Below are 17,121 nucleotides of genomic sequence, written 5' to 3'. Positions count from 1 at the left end.
CTCCCCTAGTAAAGATGCCGATACCTGTACCGTCGGCCACTCTTGCTACTGTACCTTCACCGACTTTACAGTCACTTCGATACCGACGCTGCCCACTGACGGTGATTGCGATTGATCGCGGACGCATGGTAATGGCAAAGTTAGGAGAAACAAATCACCTCTGAGGAAAGGTTGTCAATATTACTTTTCTATTGCTACCGTCACAGGTAGCCGTTGACTTGTAATTTATATTCTTATCCGAATACGACTGCTCTATACTTTGATTATCCTCCAGTCCCCTCCCCCTCTTCAATGCAGCAGTTGGTGCTACTCTACACAAAATGACTAATGTGACCGTTAAAATGGAATCGGAATCTCTGTCTCTATCCGAATAGAAACATTTTTGTGTCTATACGGTAGTGTGGTAATACAGAACATGGCTAACGAGCACACAGAACAGAAACAGTCGAGATTCAACCAACGCGTCTGCCCGATCTCGGCGCTCGTCCAGAACGACCAGACGAGACGCAAATTTCTCACAGGGTTGGGGACCGCCGGAGCCGCCGGGTTGGCTGGTTGCGCAAGTAGTCCAGGAGAAGGGTCGTCCTCATCGGGTGGAGGGAGCAATAATAGCAACGGCAGCGATAGCAGTGGTAATAGTAGTTCTGTATCAGGGTCGAACGACGCGAAGACGCTTCGGATGAATTCCGTACAGCGGTTCGGAACTATCGACCCAGCCAAAGGGACCGATTACACTCAAACATTGGCGCTGTTGAACATGTACGATCCCCTTGTATTCCCAAATTCTGATGGGGAACTTGAGCCACACCTCGCATCAGAATGGACCGTTTCTGACGACAATCTGACCTACACATTCACGATCAGAAAAGGCGCAACGTTTCATAGTGGTGAGTCGGTAACTGCAGAAGACGTGAAGTTCACCCTTGATCGTTTCATGGATATCAATAAGGGCTTCGCATCCCTATTGAGTAACATACTCAGTAAGGAAAGCGTCACTGTCTCCGATGAACGGACTGTCGAGTTTACGCTTGATCAGGTTCATTCGCCGTTTCTCGCAACGCTCGTTTTGTTGTTTATTGTCGACAAAAAGACAATCCTCGACAACAAAAAAGATGGAGATTACCAAGATCGAGGAGATTACGGTCAAAGCTATCTCAATAATAATGACGCCGGATCCGGACCGTACACTCTCGATTCGTTCGAACGTCAATCCTCAATCTCGTTTGCAAAATACGATGATTACTGGGATGGGTGGGACAAAAACGCCTACGAGGGTGTCGAGGTCAATATTATCACCGAAGATTCGACTGTTCGTTCACTAATGAAAAATGGTGAGCTGGATATGACAAGCCAGTACCAGAGCACTGAGACGTTCCAGGCTTTGGAAAAGATGGAAGGTGTCAGAGTAGAAACGATCCCGACGGTAACTCTATTTTATATGAAAATGAACACGCAGAAATCGCCAACTGACGATCCCGCTGTTCGTAAAGCGATTTCGCATGGGTTCAATTACGAGACCGTCCGATCGGAGATTTCCCCTGGGTCGAAGCAAGCAATCGGACCGCTTGCTCCCTCGTTTAATGCCCACAAAAGCAACATTAAGCAACCGACCTATGACCCAAAACGGGCGAGGCAGATTTTATCCGATGCTGGGTATCAGGAGGGAGATCTCAAAATTTCCCAGGCCTATATTCAGAGTAATAATATGGAAGAAAAAGTGGGGCTACTTTTCCAAGAAAATATGAATGAGATTGGGATTGATGTCGAACTGAATCCACAAACGTGGGGAACGATAACAGAGTTAGCGACGAGCGTCAAAAAGACACCTCACGTGAATCAGGTATTCTACGGACCGGTGTACCCGTCTCCGGATACCGTGTTCTACAACCAGTATCACTCGGAGGCAGCGTCCTCGTGGATCAGTATGTCTCACCTCGAAAATGACAAGGTGGATTCCATGATCGAAGAGGCTCGACAGACCGTCGATGCAGACGCACGAGCTGAAATCTACGGGAAACTACAGAACAAACTAGTCGAGTTAGCCCCGGATATATTCGGTTTCGTTCAGGCCAAAAAACATGGGTTTGCCAAAAGCGTTCAGGGGTATACCTACAGGCCGTCACAGAGCTACGACTACTGGTTCCATAACTACCATCATCAATGAAGTACTGGCAGTATCTCGTCCGCCGGCTCGCTGGCGGTGTAGTCAGCCTTCTCGGGCTTTCTATCATCATTTTCGTGATATCTCGAATATTACCAGGGAACCCTGCACGAATGGCGTTGGGAGCACTAGCGTCAGAAAAGCAGGTTGCAGAGCTGTCTCGGGAAATGGGCCTCAACCAACCGATTTGGGAGCAGTACGTGCAGTACATGAGTGGATTGCTGACCGGCAACTTGGGCCAGAGTCTGGAGACGAAACGGGCAGTGACGACGGATATCGTTCAGTACCTCCCCGCGACGCTGGAACTGATTACCGTCTCAATTCTGTTCACGATCGTGATCGGAATCCCACTCGGTGTGGTCGCTGCACAGAACAAAGATGGGGTGGTCGACCATGGATCGCGATTTCTCGCGTTCTTCAGCGTCAGTATCCCCGGATTTTTCATCGGTATTCTATTCCAAGTTGTCTTTGGGTACCTCTTTCAGTGGTTTCCAATTACAGGACGGATATCCAACGAATATGCTTCAGAGGTCACCTCGACGACTGGGTTTTTATTGATAGATACACTGCTCTCGGGAAACCTACTGGCACACATCAACGCATGGCACCATCTCTTCCTTCCAGCACTGGCGCTCTCAATGGCAGGTGTCGGCCAGATCATGCGATTGACGCGGTCGTCGATGATCGATGTTCAGGACCAAGACTACGTCGAAGCCGAACGAGGATATGGGCTCCCCGACTGGTTAGTCACCTACAAGTATACGCTCAAGAACGCGTTTATCCCCACATTGACCGTCCTCGGGCTACTGTATGCGTCACTGCTGGGAAACGCATTCCTAATCGAGCTCGTGTTCTCGTGGCCCGGCCTCGCTCGGTACGGCGTCACAGCTGTCATGAACAACGATTTCAACGCTGTCGTTGGGGTGACAATGACTATTGGCGTGGCGTTCGTCGGTATGAACCTCTTGATCGACGTGTTGCTAGGCCGAGTCGATCCACGGATCAGACTCCGAATTGAGGAGGCAACCTGAGATGAGTACAGCTGACAACCGTTTCTTAGACACCGTCGTCTCCGAGCAGCGTTGGGAACTCTGGAAACGTGGCTGGCAGCGATTCACTAGTAGACCGATGAGCGTCATCGGTTTGGGAATCATCATCGCAGTCGTCATCGCTGCAGTACTGGCACCAGTTATTGCACCGTACCCGCAACATGCTGGATCGTACACCAATTTCCAGGATGCACTGACCTCTCCGAGTCTCGACCATCCTTTCGGGACTGATAACGTCGGTCGCGACGTCCTTTCTCGAGTCCTCTTTGGCTACCGCCTATCGTTGACCATGGCTGTAGTCGTTCTCGGCTTCGGAGTCCCTTTCGGTGTGTTTTTGGGACTCGTCGCTGGCTACTATGGAGGTTGGGTCGAGACGGTCATCATGCGAATGACGGATACTGCGCTCGCACTTCCACCGCTGGTGATGGCGCTGGCGATTACGTCAGCACTTCAGCCGACACTGTGGAACGCAATGTTAGCAGTTGCGGCACTCTGGTGGACATGGCACACCCGGCTTGTCCAGAGCATCGTCGCAAGCGAGCGTAACGAAGAGTACGTCCAAGCGGCTGAACTGGCGGGTGCAAGTGGTCCACACATCATGTTCCGAGAGATACTCCCGAACTGTCTCTCACCAATTCTGGTCAAGGTAACATTAGACGCTGGGTTTGTCATCCTCATCGGTGCGGGGCTCTCGTTCATTGGGGTTGGCGTCCAGCCGCCACAGCCTGGCCTAGGGACAATGGTGAGTCAGGGAACAGACTATCTTCCGAATTCGTGGTGGTACCCGATTTTCCCAGGAGCTGCCATCTTCGTATTAGTGATGGGATTCAATATGCTGGGCGATGGCCTGCGTGACGTATTTGACGTGGAGGTTGACCGATGACACTAGACGAACCAATCGCAGAGGATCCGTTGCTTTCTGTGAAGGATCTTCGCGTCGGTTTCGAATCGTTCGACGGCTTCGCAGATGTTGTCGATGGAGTGAATCTCTCGGTTGGGAAAGGCGAGGTCGTCACCGTTGCTGGCGAGACTGGTTGTGGGAAATCGGTGACGATGAAAGCAATCCTTCAATTATTGAACGAGCCACCTGCCCGTATCGACGGCAGCATCGTGTTCGACGGAGAACACCTCCGTGAACTCTCCTCAAAGGCGTTCGACCGCATCAAGGGGCAACGGATGAGCCTGATTTTTCAAGACCCCATGTCTAGCCTGAACCCTACATTTACGATCGGAGAACAGTTGACCGACACCGTGCAGTTCGGTGGACGTGGTAATGTCGGGGTCGTCGAATATTTCCGCCGGAAACATCTCGGCGGTAAACGAACCGAGGCACGTGAACGGGCTATCGAAATGTTGGAACAAGTGAAGATGCCCGCCCCCGAGGATGCAATGAACTCGTACCCGACTCAACTCTCCGGAGGAATGTGCCAGCGTGTTCTCATCGCGCAAGCACTGTTGAACGAGCCAGATTTGCTCATTGCTGACGAGATTGGGACTGCATTGGACGTGACAATCCACGATCAGATACTCACATTGCTGGAGGATCTCATCGAGGAGCATGATCTGAGTGTCCTGATGATCACCCATAATCTGGGCGTCGCACGGCAAGTGAGTGACCGTGTCTACATCATGTACGGTGGACGGACGGTCGAAACGGCACCGACACAACAGCTATTCGACGACCCTAAGCATCCCTACACACAGGGACTCATTGCGTCTATTCCGCGCCTTACAGGAGAAACGATGGCAGAAGGGATTGACGGTTCGGTCCCTGAGTACCTCGATCCACCGTCGGGGTGCCGATTCCGTCCGCGATGTCCCTACGCCCACGAAGCATGTGCACAACAGCGTCCGGAGATGACAGCGCTCTCCGAACAGACCGGTGTTGAGTGTGTTCTCTACGACGAGAATGCACGCGCATCGTATGAACAACCATCACTCGAACAGACGCGTCAGCAGATGGGGACACTCGACTCGGCCGAGTCATCTCGGGAGGAAGCGGATGACTGAGTCGACGGCTCCGTTGCTAGAGGTCGATCGCCTGAAGAAATATTTCCCAGTGAAAGAAGGGATCCTAAAGCGAACTAACGACTATGTCAGAGCCGTCGACGGTGTCTCGTTCGATATCCGATCGGGTGAGACAATGGCATTGATCGGTGAGTCTGGGAGCGGAAAATCCACGGTTGCAAAGACGATCGTTGGTCTCCACGAACCGACGGATGGGACAATACACTTCGACGGTACCGACATCACACATCCGTCCGGCGAACAACTAGATCAAATTCGGTCGCGTATGCAGATGGTGTTCCAAGACCCAACAGCCAGCTTAAATCCTCGGCGTACTGTCGGAAAGTCAATGGGGGTACCGATGAAAGCACGTGGTGTGCCGACCGCCGAACGTGAGGACCGAATCAGTGAACTTCTCGACTTAGTCGAACTCAACGACGAATATCTGTATAAGTATCCTCACGAACTGTCTGGGGGGCAGAAACAGCGTATTAATATTGCACGCGCTATCTCGATTGAGCCGGAACTGCTCCTACTTGACGAACCGACGAGTGCTCTCGACGTGAGTGTACAGGCCAAGATTATCGGCCTGCTCGAAGACCTGCAGGACGAACTTGGATTGACGTATCTGTTCATTACTCACGATCTCTCACTGGTCAGAAATTTTGCCGATGAAACCGCGGTAATGTATCTTGGGCAGATCCAAGAGAAAGGTGAAACAACAGAGGTGTTCCATCACCCACGACATCCGTACTCTCGCTCGCTACTGTCAGCAATTCCAGTAACGTCCGAGGAAGAAGAAGCGTACAAGCCACGGCACGAGCCACTAGAAGGAGAGATCCCTAGTCCTCGAAATATTCCGTCCGGTTGTCGCTTCCATACTCGCTGCCCCTACGCTCAATCGTCGTGCACAGAGGTCGACCCGGCGTTCACGCGCGTGGAGTCGGGACCACGTATTCGTTGCCACATCTATGATGCTGAGTTCCGAGAGGAATTCGACGACGTGCCAGACGTGGCGTTATCGCCGTCACCGATGGAAGGCACGAGATTCGAACATCAGCAAACCGAGGACACTACAGATGACTGAACGAATAACTGAAAAAACGCTTGGTGACTACGCTACTGGAGCAGCGGTTCTTGGCACTGGTGGTGGCGGTGACCCATATGTTGGAGAGTTAATGGCAAAGCAGGCAATCGAGGAACATGGCCCGGTCGACCTGATCGATCCCCGAGACGTCCCGACCGATGCACTGATCGTCCCAAGTGCGATGCTCGGCGCACCGACAGTAATGGTCGAGAAAATTCCCCGTGGTACTGAAAGTATCGCCTCGTTCGAGGCGCTCGAGACACATCTTGGAGAGGAAGCGTTCGCCACGATGAGTATCGAAGCGGGAGGACTCAACAGCACTGTCCCAATCGCTGTCGCTGCGGCACTTGACCTCCCGCTCGTGGATGCCGACGGAATGGGCCGGGCGTTTCCTGAAATGCAAATGGTGACGTTAACACTTGGTGGTATCTCGGCGACACCAACGAGCGTCGCCGACGAGAAAGGGAACTCGGTGTTCATTGATACGGAGAACAATCGACGTGCCGAGCAGTTCACCCGGACGACAAGCATCGAGATGGGTGGTGCGTGTATGATTGCAACGTATGCTCACATGGGCGCTCAACTGCAAGAGCACGCGATCCTCGATTCGATGTCGCTCGCTCGAAATATCGGCGAAACGCTTCGAACAGCTATTTCGCGAGGTGCTGATCCCGTCGCCGAACTTCTTGAACTAACCGATGGGTTCGAACTATTCGGCGGGAAGGTTATTGACGTCGAACGCCGCACCGAAGGCGGGTTCGCAATCGGGACAGCTACTATCGATGGTTTCGGGCCATATGACGGGCGTACGCTCCAACTGGAGTTTCAGAACGAAAATCTGGTCGCTCAAGATTCGGATCTCGGAATCGTCGCGAGTACTCCCGATCTTATCACCGTCCTCGACGCTGAGACGGGACAACCGGTGACAACGGAGGGACTAATGTATGGCCAACGAGTACGGGTCGCGGGTATGCCGTGCTCGGAGAAGTGGCGGACGGATGCGGGACTCAACCTTGTCGGACCTCAGCAGTTCGACTACGACATCGACTACGAACCAATCGAAATCATTCATAACCATGAACGGACATAGACTTGGAGTTGACGTTGGCGGAACGAACACAGACGCGGTCATCCTTGATGAGAAGGACGATCCGATCGCGAAAACAAAGACACCAACCACCGAGAACATCTCCTCGGGGATACTGGACGCGGTCGATGAAGTCATCGATCAGAGTGGTGTCTCCGTCGGTGATCTCACCTACGTAATGTTGGGTACGACACATGCGACGAACGCTATTACTGAACGGCGCGGACTCAACGAGGTCGGGATGATACGACTCGGCGCTCCGGCGACAGAGAGCATTCGGCCACTGCTGGAATGGCCGGACGACCTAGCCGCGGCAATCGGAAACAACACGGCAATTCTTGATGGAGGCCACGAGTTTGACGGCCGGCAGCTCAACGAATTTGATGAAGAGCAGGTTCGAGACTGCGTTCGGTCATTCGACCACGTCGATGCCTTCGCCGTCGCCAGCGTGTTCTCGCCAGTTCGTGACGACCACGAACAGCGGGTTCTGAAGATCATCCGTGAGGAAGTGGGACCTGACGTCCCGGTCTCACTATCGAGCGAGATTGGAAGCGTGGGTATCTTAGAACGAGAAAACGCGACTGCAATGAATGCGGCGCTGACGAGTGTTGCTGCAGAGGCGGCCAATGCGTTCATCGAGGCGATGGACGAACGAGATATCGATGCCCAACTATTCTTCGGACAGAACGATGGGACGTTAATGGCGGTCGATTATGCTCTGGAGTATCCAATCTTCACCGTCGCATCCGGGCCATCTAACTCCGTTCGTGGTGCTGCGTACCTCTCTGGGATCGAAAACGGCATCATTGTCGATGTCGGCGGAACAACGACGGATATCGGTGCACTTACCGACGGGTTTCCGCGCGAATCTAGTGTAGCCGTCGAAATTGGCGACGTCAAGACGAACTTCCGTATGCCCGACCTCATCGCATTGGGGATCGGTGGGGGTTCGATTGTGGAGCAACGCGACGACGAGTCTGTAACTGTCGGGCCGGAGTCGGTCGGATACCGGCTCACTGACGAGGCGCTCTGTTTTGGTGGGTCGAAACTCACAGCAACCGATCTGGAAGCTGCTGCAGGCACAGTTGACATCGGAGAGACCACACCAGATGTCGACGGTGATACCGTCTCTGCTGCTCGTGAGTACATTCGAACGAAGATTGAGCGAGCCGTCGACCGCATGAAGACCAGCCCAGAACCGGTCCCTGTAATCGTCGTTGGTGGTGGGAGCATTCTTGTTCCAGACGATCTTGAAGGGGCAACGCAAGTCTACAAACCCGATCATTACGAGGTGGCGAATGCAGTCGGGGTTGCCATTGCACAGGTCTCCGGAGAGATCGATCGTATCTATAGCCTCGACGACCAGAGCCGGGATGAGGCGATGGACGACGCCAAATCTGAAGCGATCGGGAATGCTATTGAAGCAGGGAGCGCGGAGGATTCTGTAGAAATCATCGACATTGAGGAGGTACCGCTGTCATACCTTCCCGGAAACGCGGTTCGAATCAAAGTGAAAGCAGCAGGAGACCTCGATCATTGATGAAGATCGGACCTGCAGCACTCGAGGACATTGCACTCGGTGCGACCGTCCTCGGAACTGGGGGCGGGGGCGACCCCCATGTCGGGAAGCTCGTTGCGCGGCAAGCGATAGAGGAGTGTGGACATGTTAAGATGCTACAACCTAGCGAACTCGACGACGACGCTTTCGTGCTGGTCTCCGCTCAGATGGGAGCCCCGACCGTCGCAGTCGAAAAATTACCGGGGGGTCCAGAACCAATTTCGTCGGTTGAACGCGTCGAAGCCGAATTCGGTCGTGCCGCCGACGCAATAATGCCAATGGAGTGTGGCGGGATCAACTCCACGTTCCCGTTCGCCGTCGCCGCTCGGAAAGGCATTCCTCTCGTTGATGCTGATGGGATGGGCCGGGCGTTCCCAGAGCTCCAGCATGAAACATTCAATGTGTACGGTGTGTCGGGAACACCCGCTGCGGTCAGCGATGAGCACGGTAACACATGTCTCCTCGATACAAATGACAATGAGCAACTGGAATGGCTTGCCCGAGGAGTGACGATTCGAATGGGTGGGGTGGCGTACGTAACGGATTACCCCATGTCGGGAACCGAAGTCAAAGAGACTGCGATTCCAGGGACGATGACGCTCGCACGATCGATTGGTCGTGCAGTTCAGACTGCGGACGGGTCGACTGTCGCCGCTATTCGAGAGGCGACACACGACTCGATTTACGGCACGCCGCAAAGTCTCTTCGAAGGAAAAATTGTCGACGTAAAGCGGCGAACAGAGGGTGGTTTCGTTGTCGGATCAGTGATGGTCGACGGACTCGATTCCGACGACGACCGAACGATGGAGGTTAAATTCCAGAACGAGAATCTAGGAGCTCGTATCGACGACAAGTGGGTTGCTACCGTTCCCGACCTCATCACCATCCTTGATCGCGAAACCGGTGATCCCATTCGCACAGAGGCATTGCGGTACGGAGGCCGGGTCGAAGTACTGGGCATCCCAACGCCAGAAATCATGCGCACTGACGCCGCCCTCGGCGTGTGGGGGCCGAAGACCTTTGGGATCGACACCCAGTTCGTACCTCTTGAACAATGATATTTGACGTTCCTACCCTTGAACGAGTATCGGTAGACGAACTAGAAGCACTCGGCATCGGCGCAGGAATCCTTGGAACAGGCGGTGGGGGTCATCCCCGTGTCGGGAAGCTGCGTATCCAAACACTGCTGGAAGACGAGGCCTATCCTGATTCGGTTGAGGTGATTCAACCGAACGACTTAGAGAGCGGTGCGACGGTCGCCAGTGTCGGTGGAATGGGCGCTCCGACGATCGGTGTCGAGAAGTTACCGAACGGTGGCGAGGAGCTGCGGGCTCTTGAAGCAATTGAGCAATTTTCAGGGCGAGAAGTCGAGGCGCTGATACCAGGTGAGATTGGTGGGGTCAATAGCATCGTACCGCTGTGCGTGGCTGCGATGACTGACTTACCAGTTCTCGACGCCGATGGAATGGGCCGAGCATTTCCGGAACTCCAAATGGACACGTTCTTTATCTACGGCCATCCGGTGAACTACGCTGCTATCTCCGACGAACACGGCAACGTCATCAGCTATCAAGATATTGACACTGCAAAGCGGTTAGAGAAGTTTGCACGTTCGGCTGCTGTCGATATGGGCGGTCGAGCTGGCTACGCTTTCCCACTGATGGACGGAGATTTCGTCACAAAGTATAGTATTCAACGAACGCTATCGCTTATCAATACTCTCGGACAGAACGTCCTTGAGGCGCAGAGCAGTGGACGTGATCCAGTAGAAGTAATCTGCAATGTGGTCGGTGGCCAGCATTTGTTCACGGGCAAGATCGTCGACGTCCTCAGACGAAATGAGGCTGGCTTCGCCCGAGGGACGGTGGAACTCGCAGGACTCGATGATGACGCGACGCTGACTATCGAGTTCCAAAACGAGTTCCTCGTTGCTCGCAAAACAGATGATGAAGTCCTTGTGTCCGTTCCAGATTTGATCTGTCTCGTTGATAAAAACACGGGAAAACCAATTACAACTGATGCGCTCCGCTATGGACAGCGAGTAACGGTTTTGGGTGTGCCGGCACCAGAACTACTCACCACTGGTGCTGCTTTAGACGTGGTGGGTCCCGAACCATTCGGTTACAATATCGAGTATTCCCCACTTTCAAAGAAATGAGTAATATACCGATAACAATGACCCGACGATTAGCCGGTTGCGGTATCAGTATTTGCCAATACATCACAAGAACATACCTATGAGTGGACCAGCACTAACCGGATCGGAGTCAGCAGCATCCGACAAACACTCGCCACAGCGAATTTTGGAAGAACACCTTGACGAGTTGGACTACCAAATCTTCGAAGCACTCAACGAGAACGGACGAATGTCTGATACAGAACTCGCCGACCGTGTCGGACTGTCTCGTACTGCAGTCCGACGTCGCCGAGAAAACCTGACGGAGTCCGGTATACTTGAAGTCCTCGCAGTAGTTGTGCTTCAGGAAGCTAACTTGGCTTATGCAGACGTGCGGATCTCTCTCAACAGAGGCGTCGATTCACAGCAGCGCAACGAATTCATCAGAACGTTGATCGAAGCCGAGTTACTCTACTCAGTTGACTCTATTATGGGCGATCACGATCTGTTTGTCCGTGGTTGGCATAGTACACTTGGGAATCTCAAGACATACCTCTGGAAACTACTTGAGAGCCAGCCCGCAGTTGCTGACTTCACTATCTCTCCAGTTGTCCACACATGGAAAGCATGGGATCGTGAGCTTGATCTTCCACAGGAAGAACAGCATTCGGAGTAGCTGTCTTTGGTACAGACTGTAGATTTTTCGGGAGTGTACCGCAAGAAGCAGTATTCTGGGTAGAGGGTATATTTCGTGCTTCATGTATAGCGGCGACAGGGCTATTTCTACTCATGACTGATGGCTTGATTAGAAGGGTAACCTATGCCCACCCCATTCATTACTGAAGCTGCCCTGCTGATCGGCTTCCTCGAAAGCGTTGGTCATCTGGTCGGCAAGGTCACCGGCTTCGATATGCGAGTAGTGCTCGCGAACGACCTCTTCAGAGTTGTCGAGGGCACGAGCGGCAGCTGCATGACCTGACGTACGGACAAGGACCTCGCCGGCACCGCGCCGAGCACCATGGGGCATGAGATACTCTTCGTCGTCATCGAGTTCGATACCCGCCTCCTCGCAGAGCTGTTTGAGAACGTGCCGGCCAGCGTCGGTCGTTATCGATGGCGGTTCGATGTCGTACTCAACACAGACCTCGATTAACGAATGGTCGACACATATCTCCTCGATCTCCATGGCGGTATATCCACGACTGTCCAACTCGTCCTTCACTCGTTGAGAGAGTGTCGGGCGATGAAACGAGGGAAACACCGGCCAGCTCTCACTCGGTGCGTCGAGGATTTTCCGGTACATCTGTAGCGGATGGATCATCGGGCTAGGAAGACCTCGATCGTCGAGGCGCTGCTTTTTGGCGAAGACCGTCGCATAGCGGTCTTCGAGGTGGACGTCATCCCACCGAAGTCCCTTGACGGCGCTCGTCGCTCCGATCATGAAGAATCTCCGCACCACGCACGCTAGAGTACGAGAGGAGATAGACCAGCGCACGGTCGCGGCAGGTTTTGATTGCCGCCTCACGGTTTTCGCTGACGTTGTCGATTGCAGTGCTGGCCTGCTCGTCGACGAAGCTGGTGAGTTGCTGGCGATCTTCAGCGGACCACGCCTGTTGGTCGCCGCTCTTGTGACCTCCGTCGTCGGGAATGGGTTCGGTGGCGTTGCGCCGCTGAGCGACGTTTTCAGCGAGATGGCCTTCGCGGACGGCCCAGCCACAGAACGCCGAGACGTACGCGTAGTAGGTGCGTACTGTGCCCGCAGTCCATCCCTGGCGGGTGAGGTGACGGGCGTACTCGCGCAGGTGGCTCGAACCCAACTCATCGAACGACGTCGGGCTATCTTCGTGGCCGGTGAGGAAGCCGACGAACCGATCGAGCTCTCGGCCTGCGTCCTGACGATAGTTACCGCTCTCGCCACCCTGACCTTTGCCTTTGTCCGTCAGGAAGTCCTCGATGACTGCATCGATCTGTACCACGCTATGCGCCTCCGGAACGTTCGCTGGCTCGAACACTGTTCTCGCGGCGAGTAACCGTGGTTCTGGGTCGTGGCATCGTGTTCGTTGTAGGGGAGGGCGGGGAGGTGAATAAATTTACGTGCCCTTATTGGACTAAACACAAGAAGTAAGAAATTGTATTATTTCTACCAATTCCAATTCACTCAATTCAGTTCGTCTATACCTACCGTCCTGCCGAGAAACGACTCGTCTCCGTTACCTGCTGGTACTGGACTGAGTGCGACCACCGAGAGATCGACTATTTCACCAGGGATATTACGAATGGCTAGTCGAAGCGCGCCTCGCCATAACTTCAGACGTCGCCACCCAGTCGCACGCGCCAACGCTCCTCAATATCGAGAGTCTCGACGAATCCCCTCCTGAGGAGGCCGGACAATGATCGACTCGCCATCCAATATCCATAGAAAGCACGCGCCACCGACCTCGGAGCTTCGTTCGCCACACGTTGCGTGACCTCCTTCACTGCCCGTCCCCCTGCGAGTGGCCTTTAGCGGACTCGCCAGTATGGTTCGGAATCGAAGATAGCTCTGTCAACAGCGAATCACGCTGACAGAGTCGCGAGAAACGGGTGACGGAGGCCCTGACTCTGAATCCGCCTGACTACGCAGCGGTAGCACCGGAAACGGTGGTGTGCTCTCGCTATGCCTTAGGTAACGTATTGTTGTTTCCCGAAGACCAAATGTTACACAAGGCGCGAAAATGGATTGCTCATCTACGTCGCCGAACCACGACCTCCATCCCATCGCCATTGGTCCGTATGACCGGCGAGTGCAGCTCGTCGATATCGACAGCAGCCCGGTCGGCAACCACGGCGAGAGCACGCTCGGAAGAATCCTCGCCGGCGGCGTAGATATCGGCGCGCTCTTCCCATGACAGCGAAACGAGCCAGTCGTTCTCGCGGTGCTCGACGTTCACCACTCACCGATTTTGTCTGCCGGCAACTGAAAGCCCAGCGATTTAGCATCCAAACCCGCAAGACACCGTGAGGGAGGAGGGCATTCCTTCCCTCACAATTCCTGCTTACAATTCCCAATAGCACAGAGTGACTACGTATCGGTCGCGCTGAAATGGTGGATCGTGCTGTAGCACTGCGAACATGAGAAACGGTCACCGATTGGTGGAGGCAGTGACGGTACGAGCAAGTCCACAGCCATCGTTGTCGCCGACGATACGGCTTACTGGATACACGTCAATGAAACCGTACAACGCTTTAGTATTCGTAGAGGGAGTTGTCAGTCATGGCAGAACCCGACGGACCTGTCTTTCACGAACTTGTGCCTCAAAACGTACGGGAGTACTGGAAACATGAAGCTCATAACTTCACTCCGTGGTTAGCGAACTCGATTCGAGACGAGGAAGGATCCTACTTAGAGGACGTACTCGGTCTGGATTTGGAAGTGATCGAGACAGAGCGGAGTGTTGGACGATACAATCTCGATATTCTTGCTGAGGTCGTTGATGATAGTCGACAGGTCGTTATCGAAAACCAGTTGGAGCAGTCTGACCACGATCATCTCGGAAAATCTATCGCGTATGCGGCCGGCGTGGATGCCGATATTATCGTCTGGATCGCGCCCGAATTCAGCGACGAGCACCGCGATGCGTTCCAGTGGTTGAATCAAAACAGTCGAGAAGGCATTGACTTGTTCGCCGTTCGGTTGGAAGTCTGGAAGATTAGTGACTCTCCACCAGCGATCCGGTTGAATCCCGTCGAAGATCCAAGCGAGTGGAAGGAGAAGGCCCAGCGGTCGGATGGCGAAATATCGGACGTCAAGCAGCTACAAGAGGAATTTTGGACCCAATTCCGTGACCGAATCGAGCACTCATCGACCCGACTCCGATCTCGCACACCAAAGGCACGCCACTACTACAGCAACCCGATCGGGAAGGGTGGATTCCATATCTCATTTGTTAATCTCTTCGAAGAGGACATATTATGTCTGGATCTCATCATCGAAGACAACGAAGAGGCGTTTTGGGAGTTGAAAGACGAAGAGGACGCTATCGAACGGGAGCTTGAATGCGAAGTTGAGTGGGAGGAACCTCGAGAAACACGAGGCGGAAATATGCGGAGCAATCTCAGAATCACACGGCATGCTGACCTCGAAAACCGCGAGAAGTGGGAGGAGTATCTCGATTGGCTACTGGAATATGGTGACCGATTTCATAATGTGTTTCGACAGCGAATTCAACAGTTCTGACTGGTATAGGAAGCATGCTGATACCGCGCCAGTTACATCTGCCTGCAAGCGCCGTTAGAGGCACTGAGTGGCAGACTATCACAGTATTCGCAGAGATCGGTAAGGCGGTACTCGATGGACATGGAGTAGAGAGCAGGATATGCGTCGACTTTCCAACCATCGTCAGATGTTCTGAGACCATGTGCTGTTTGCTTGTGCTGAGATACGAGACTCAGCGACTCATCAGCGTACAGCGGTCGAGACTAATTTGAGTGGTGCTCACTATCTTGCACATGAGTGTTCGCTGCTTGCGCAATTCGAATATGCTGAAAGGTGCACAAACATAGTCCAGACTATCGTTCCATTTTGGCCCGCTTTTCATCCCTCAGCTACTCTCGAAGCCCGTTAGATCACGATGGGCACTCAAAAAAAGCGGGTGTGGCTTGTACTCGTTTTCCGGCACCTGCAGTTCCGTGCCCTCGAGCGTCTGAAATTCTTCGTAGCCAGTCCTCGAAGGAGCCTCCCGAACAACAATCCCACAGTCATCAGAGAATCCGAACCAGCCGGCGTCGAATGCCCAGTGATGCAATCGACAGAGAGCGAGTCCATTACGTGGATCATCGCTCCCACCCTCCCGTTTTGGATAGATGTGAGCGGCTTCAACTTCGGGGATTCCATCGGGTGATTCGCGTTGACTCCCACAGACGGCACAGGTATTGCTGTATGCATCCTTCACGATGGTAGCGAACGCAGTGTCTCGTGCTCGTCGCCGATGCTCGGTATACTCGATTGTCTCTTCGATGAGAGTTGGACTCGTTTCGAGAGCAGTCGCTACCCGTTCTTTCTCGCGGTCAACTGCGATGGGATCCGCGTTAGTCACTACTGTTGGAGATGGATTGAGCACAGCTTCGACAGCTCCCAGCTCAGCGATGAGTCGGTGAACCCGTTCGGTACTTGCTCGTGTGAACCCTTGCACGACCTGGCGGCCTTCGTAACCTAATGCTGGCCAGATTCGTTCGATTGACAACGGATTGTCGGTGTACTCTGTGAGGGTGAAGATGTGTTTGCTGGATGGATTTGCCCATATCGAAGTTCCAAGAGAGCGACTTGTGAGAACCATACCAGCGCGACCAGCCGCGATGAATTTACCGCTATAGTAGAAAAGCATGATGTCACCGGTTTCCAGTTGGTCGATGGCACGCTGCTTTTTCGACGAATCAGTCTCAGTGGTTCCCCAGATGCGTACTCTATCGGGTTGCGTTACTTCGTCGGGTAGGGCAGTTACATCAGCACTGTCGAAAGTATACGGCGAGACGACTGTTCGCTCGAATTCGCTGTACCACTCATCACTGATCGGCACGAGATAGAGTCCTGGTCTCGATTCGCTCTCACTAACGTGCTCCGCAGACGCTTTATGCGCCATTTGAAACACGAAGACGTTGCGGCCATCTCGCTCAGTATAATCGTGTCCTACCACCTCTACTTGACCCTGATATTCCCAGTGGGGTTCGCCTGTACCCTTGTAGAAAAAGTAGATCGGCACCGGATTCAACACAGCATCGATCAACACTGCGTTCCCTGGGGATGAACTGGATTGATCGCCGTTCAGTCCTTCTCCAATATACTCGAATTGACCAGCTTGTACGGTATCGCTATACGGACCGTCTTCGTTGGCGAAAACGAGTACATATCGTCGGTCACTATCGTCACGGCGAGGGTTGATCCCCGAGATCTGATAGCCAAAGCCCGTATCAAAGAGTGCCTCAATATCGGCCTGATCGAGCTGATCACCTTGGGAGAGATTCTCTGGTGGGTGAGTATTCATACTTCTCGATCAGAAGCAGGTTGCAATATAACCCAC

13 protein-coding genes and 1 pseudogene are annotated in these 17,121 nt (G+C 53.5%); 12 read left to right on the top strand and 2 right to left on the bottom strand.

The genetic code is table 11. From position 1 onward, the window contains the following. Positions 1-415: 415 nt before the first annotated feature. The 10 genes from ACP97_RS02355 to ACP97_RS02310 all read left to right on the top strand — a co-directional run bounded on the left by ACP97_RS02355 (position 416) and on the right by ACP97_RS02310 (position 11,741). Positions 416-2,164, top strand: coding sequence for an ABC transporter substrate-binding protein (locus ACP97_RS02355; RefSeq protein WP_049996240.1), 1,749 nt, complete (start codon positions 416-418; stop codon positions 2,162-2,164). Continuing rightward, positions 2,161-3,192 (top strand): ABC transporter permease, encoded by a 1,032-nt coding sequence (locus ACP97_RS02350; RefSeq protein WP_049996239.1) that lies wholly within the window; start codon positions 2,161-2,163, stop codon positions 3,190-3,192. The genes ACP97_RS02355 and ACP97_RS02350 overlap by 4 nt, the downstream gene beginning before the upstream one ends. Position 3,193: 1 nt before the next feature. Continuing rightward, entirely contained in the window at positions 3,194-4,093 is a 900-nt protein-coding gene (locus ACP97_RS02345; RefSeq protein WP_049996238.1) for an ABC transporter permease, read from the top strand. Continuing rightward, entirely contained in the window at positions 4,090-5,220 is a 1,131-nt protein-coding gene (locus ACP97_RS02340) for an ABC transporter ATP-binding protein (RefSeq protein WP_049996237.1), read from the top strand. Before ACP97_RS02345 ends, ACP97_RS02340 begins: the two co-directional genes overlap by 4 nt. Further along, on the top strand, positions 5,213-6,304 hold the full coding sequence (locus ACP97_RS02335) for an ABC transporter ATP-binding protein (RefSeq protein ID WP_049996236.1): 1,092 nt from the start codon (positions 5,213-5,215) through the stop codon (positions 6,302-6,304). The genes ACP97_RS02340 and ACP97_RS02335 overlap by 8 nt, the downstream gene beginning before the upstream one ends. Then, on the top strand, positions 6,297-7,394 hold the full coding sequence (locus ACP97_RS02330) for a DUF917 domain-containing protein (RefSeq protein ID WP_049996235.1): 1,098 nt from the start codon (positions 6,297-6,299) through the stop codon (positions 7,392-7,394). The genes ACP97_RS02335 and ACP97_RS02330 overlap by 8 nt, the downstream gene beginning before the upstream one ends. After that, positions 7,381-8,931 carry a hydantoinase/oxoprolinase N-terminal domain-containing protein gene (locus ACP97_RS02325; protein ID WP_049996234.1) on the top strand — a complete coding sequence of 517 codons (1,551 nt, stop codon included), beginning with the start codon at positions 7,381-7,383 and terminating at the stop codon, positions 8,929-8,931. The genes ACP97_RS02330 and ACP97_RS02325 overlap by 14 nt, the downstream gene beginning before the upstream one ends. Next, on the top strand, positions 8,931-10,007 hold the full coding sequence (locus ACP97_RS02320; protein ID WP_049996233.1) for a DUF917 domain-containing protein: 1,077 nt from the start codon (positions 8,931-8,933) through the stop codon (positions 10,005-10,007). The genes ACP97_RS02325 and ACP97_RS02320 overlap by 1 nt, the downstream gene beginning before the upstream one ends. Further along, positions 10,004-11,107: a DUF917 domain-containing protein gene (locus ACP97_RS02315; protein WP_049996232.1), complete on the top strand. Its 1,104-nt coding sequence runs from the start codon at positions 10,004-10,006 to the stop codon at positions 11,105-11,107. The genes ACP97_RS02320 and ACP97_RS02315 overlap by 4 nt, the downstream gene beginning before the upstream one ends. A 79-nt stretch (positions 11,108-11,186) precedes the next feature. Beyond that, positions 11,187-11,741 carry an Lrp/AsnC family transcriptional regulator gene (locus ACP97_RS02310; RefSeq protein WP_049996231.1) on the top strand — a complete coding sequence of 185 codons (555 nt, stop codon included), beginning with the start codon at positions 11,187-11,189 and terminating at the stop codon, positions 11,739-11,741. Positions 11,742-11,870: 129 nt separating this feature from the next. On the opposite strand, the pseudogene ACP97_RS02305 reads toward ACP97_RS02310, so the two are convergent. Next, positions 11,871-13,041, bottom strand: a pseudogene (locus tag ACP97_RS02305) (tyrosine-type recombinase/integrase). Between the two features lie 738 nt (positions 13,042-13,779). Here ACP97_RS02305 and ACP97_RS19625 point away from each other — a divergent pair. Further along, complete coding sequence (locus tag ACP97_RS19625) at positions 13,780-13,953, top strand: hypothetical protein (protein WP_154019909.1); 174 nt, start codon at positions 13,780-13,782, stop codon at positions 13,951-13,953. 365 nt (positions 13,954-14,318) lie between these two features. Continuing rightward, on the top strand, positions 14,319-15,281 hold the full coding sequence (locus ACP97_RS02295) for a DUF4268 domain-containing protein (RefSeq protein WP_049996229.1): 963 nt from the start codon (positions 14,319-14,321) through the stop codon (positions 15,279-15,281). Positions 15,282-15,645: 364 nt separating this feature from the next. Here the strand turns inward: ACP97_RS02295 and ACP97_RS02290 are convergent, their stop codons facing one another. Beyond that, complete coding sequence (locus tag ACP97_RS02290) at positions 15,646-17,085, bottom strand: HNH endonuclease (RefSeq protein ID WP_049996228.1); 1,440 nt, start codon at positions 17,083-17,085, stop codon at positions 15,646-15,648. Positions 17,086-17,121: the final 36 nt, after the last annotated feature.

The organism is Halococcus sediminicola, from assembly GCF_000755245.1.
GTDB classification, from domain to species: Archaea; Halobacteriota; Halobacteria; order Halobacteriales; family Halococcaceae; genus Halococcus; species Halococcus sediminicola.
This window is presented reverse-complemented; position numbering and strand designations above follow the sequence as displayed.

Coding starts and splice junctions, on each gene's coding strand:
- ACP97_RS02355 (WP_049996240.1), top strand. CDS start 416: ATGGCTAACGAGCACACAGAACAGAAACAGTCGAGATTCAACCAACGC.
- ACP97_RS02350 (WP_049996239.1), top strand. CDS start 2,161: ATGAAGTACTGGCAGTATCTCGTCCGCCGGCTCGCTGGCGGTGTAGTC.
- ACP97_RS02345 (WP_049996238.1), top strand. CDS start 3,194: ATGAGTACAGCTGACAACCGTTTCTTAGACACCGTCGTCTCCGAGCAG.
- ACP97_RS02340 (WP_049996237.1), top strand. CDS start 4,090: ATGACACTAGACGAACCAATCGCAGAGGATCCGTTGCTTTCTGTGAAG.
- ACP97_RS02335 (WP_049996236.1), top strand. CDS start 5,213: ATGACTGAGTCGACGGCTCCGTTGCTAGAGGTCGATCGCCTGAAGAAA.
- ACP97_RS02330 (WP_049996235.1), top strand. CDS start 6,297: ATGACTGAACGAATAACTGAAAAAACGCTTGGTGACTACGCTACTGGA.
- ACP97_RS02325 (WP_049996234.1), top strand. CDS start 7,381: ATGAACGGACATAGACTTGGAGTTGACGTTGGCGGAACGAACACAGAC.
- ACP97_RS02320 (WP_049996233.1), top strand. CDS start 8,931: ATGAAGATCGGACCTGCAGCACTCGAGGACATTGCACTCGGTGCGACC.
- ACP97_RS02315 (WP_049996232.1), top strand. CDS start 10,004: ATGATATTTGACGTTCCTACCCTTGAACGAGTATCGGTAGACGAACTA.
- ACP97_RS02310 (WP_049996231.1), top strand. CDS start 11,187: ATGAGTGGACCAGCACTAACCGGATCGGAGTCAGCAGCATCCGACAAA.
- ACP97_RS19625 (WP_154019909.1), top strand. CDS start 13,780: ATGGATTGCTCATCTACGTCGCCGAACCACGACCTCCATCCCATCGCC.
- ACP97_RS02295 (WP_049996229.1), top strand. CDS start 14,319: ATGGCAGAACCCGACGGACCTGTCTTTCACGAACTTGTGCCTCAAAAC.
- ACP97_RS02290 (WP_049996228.1), bottom strand. CDS start 17,085: ATGAATACTCACCCACCAGAGAATCTCTCCCAAGGTGATCAGCTCGAT.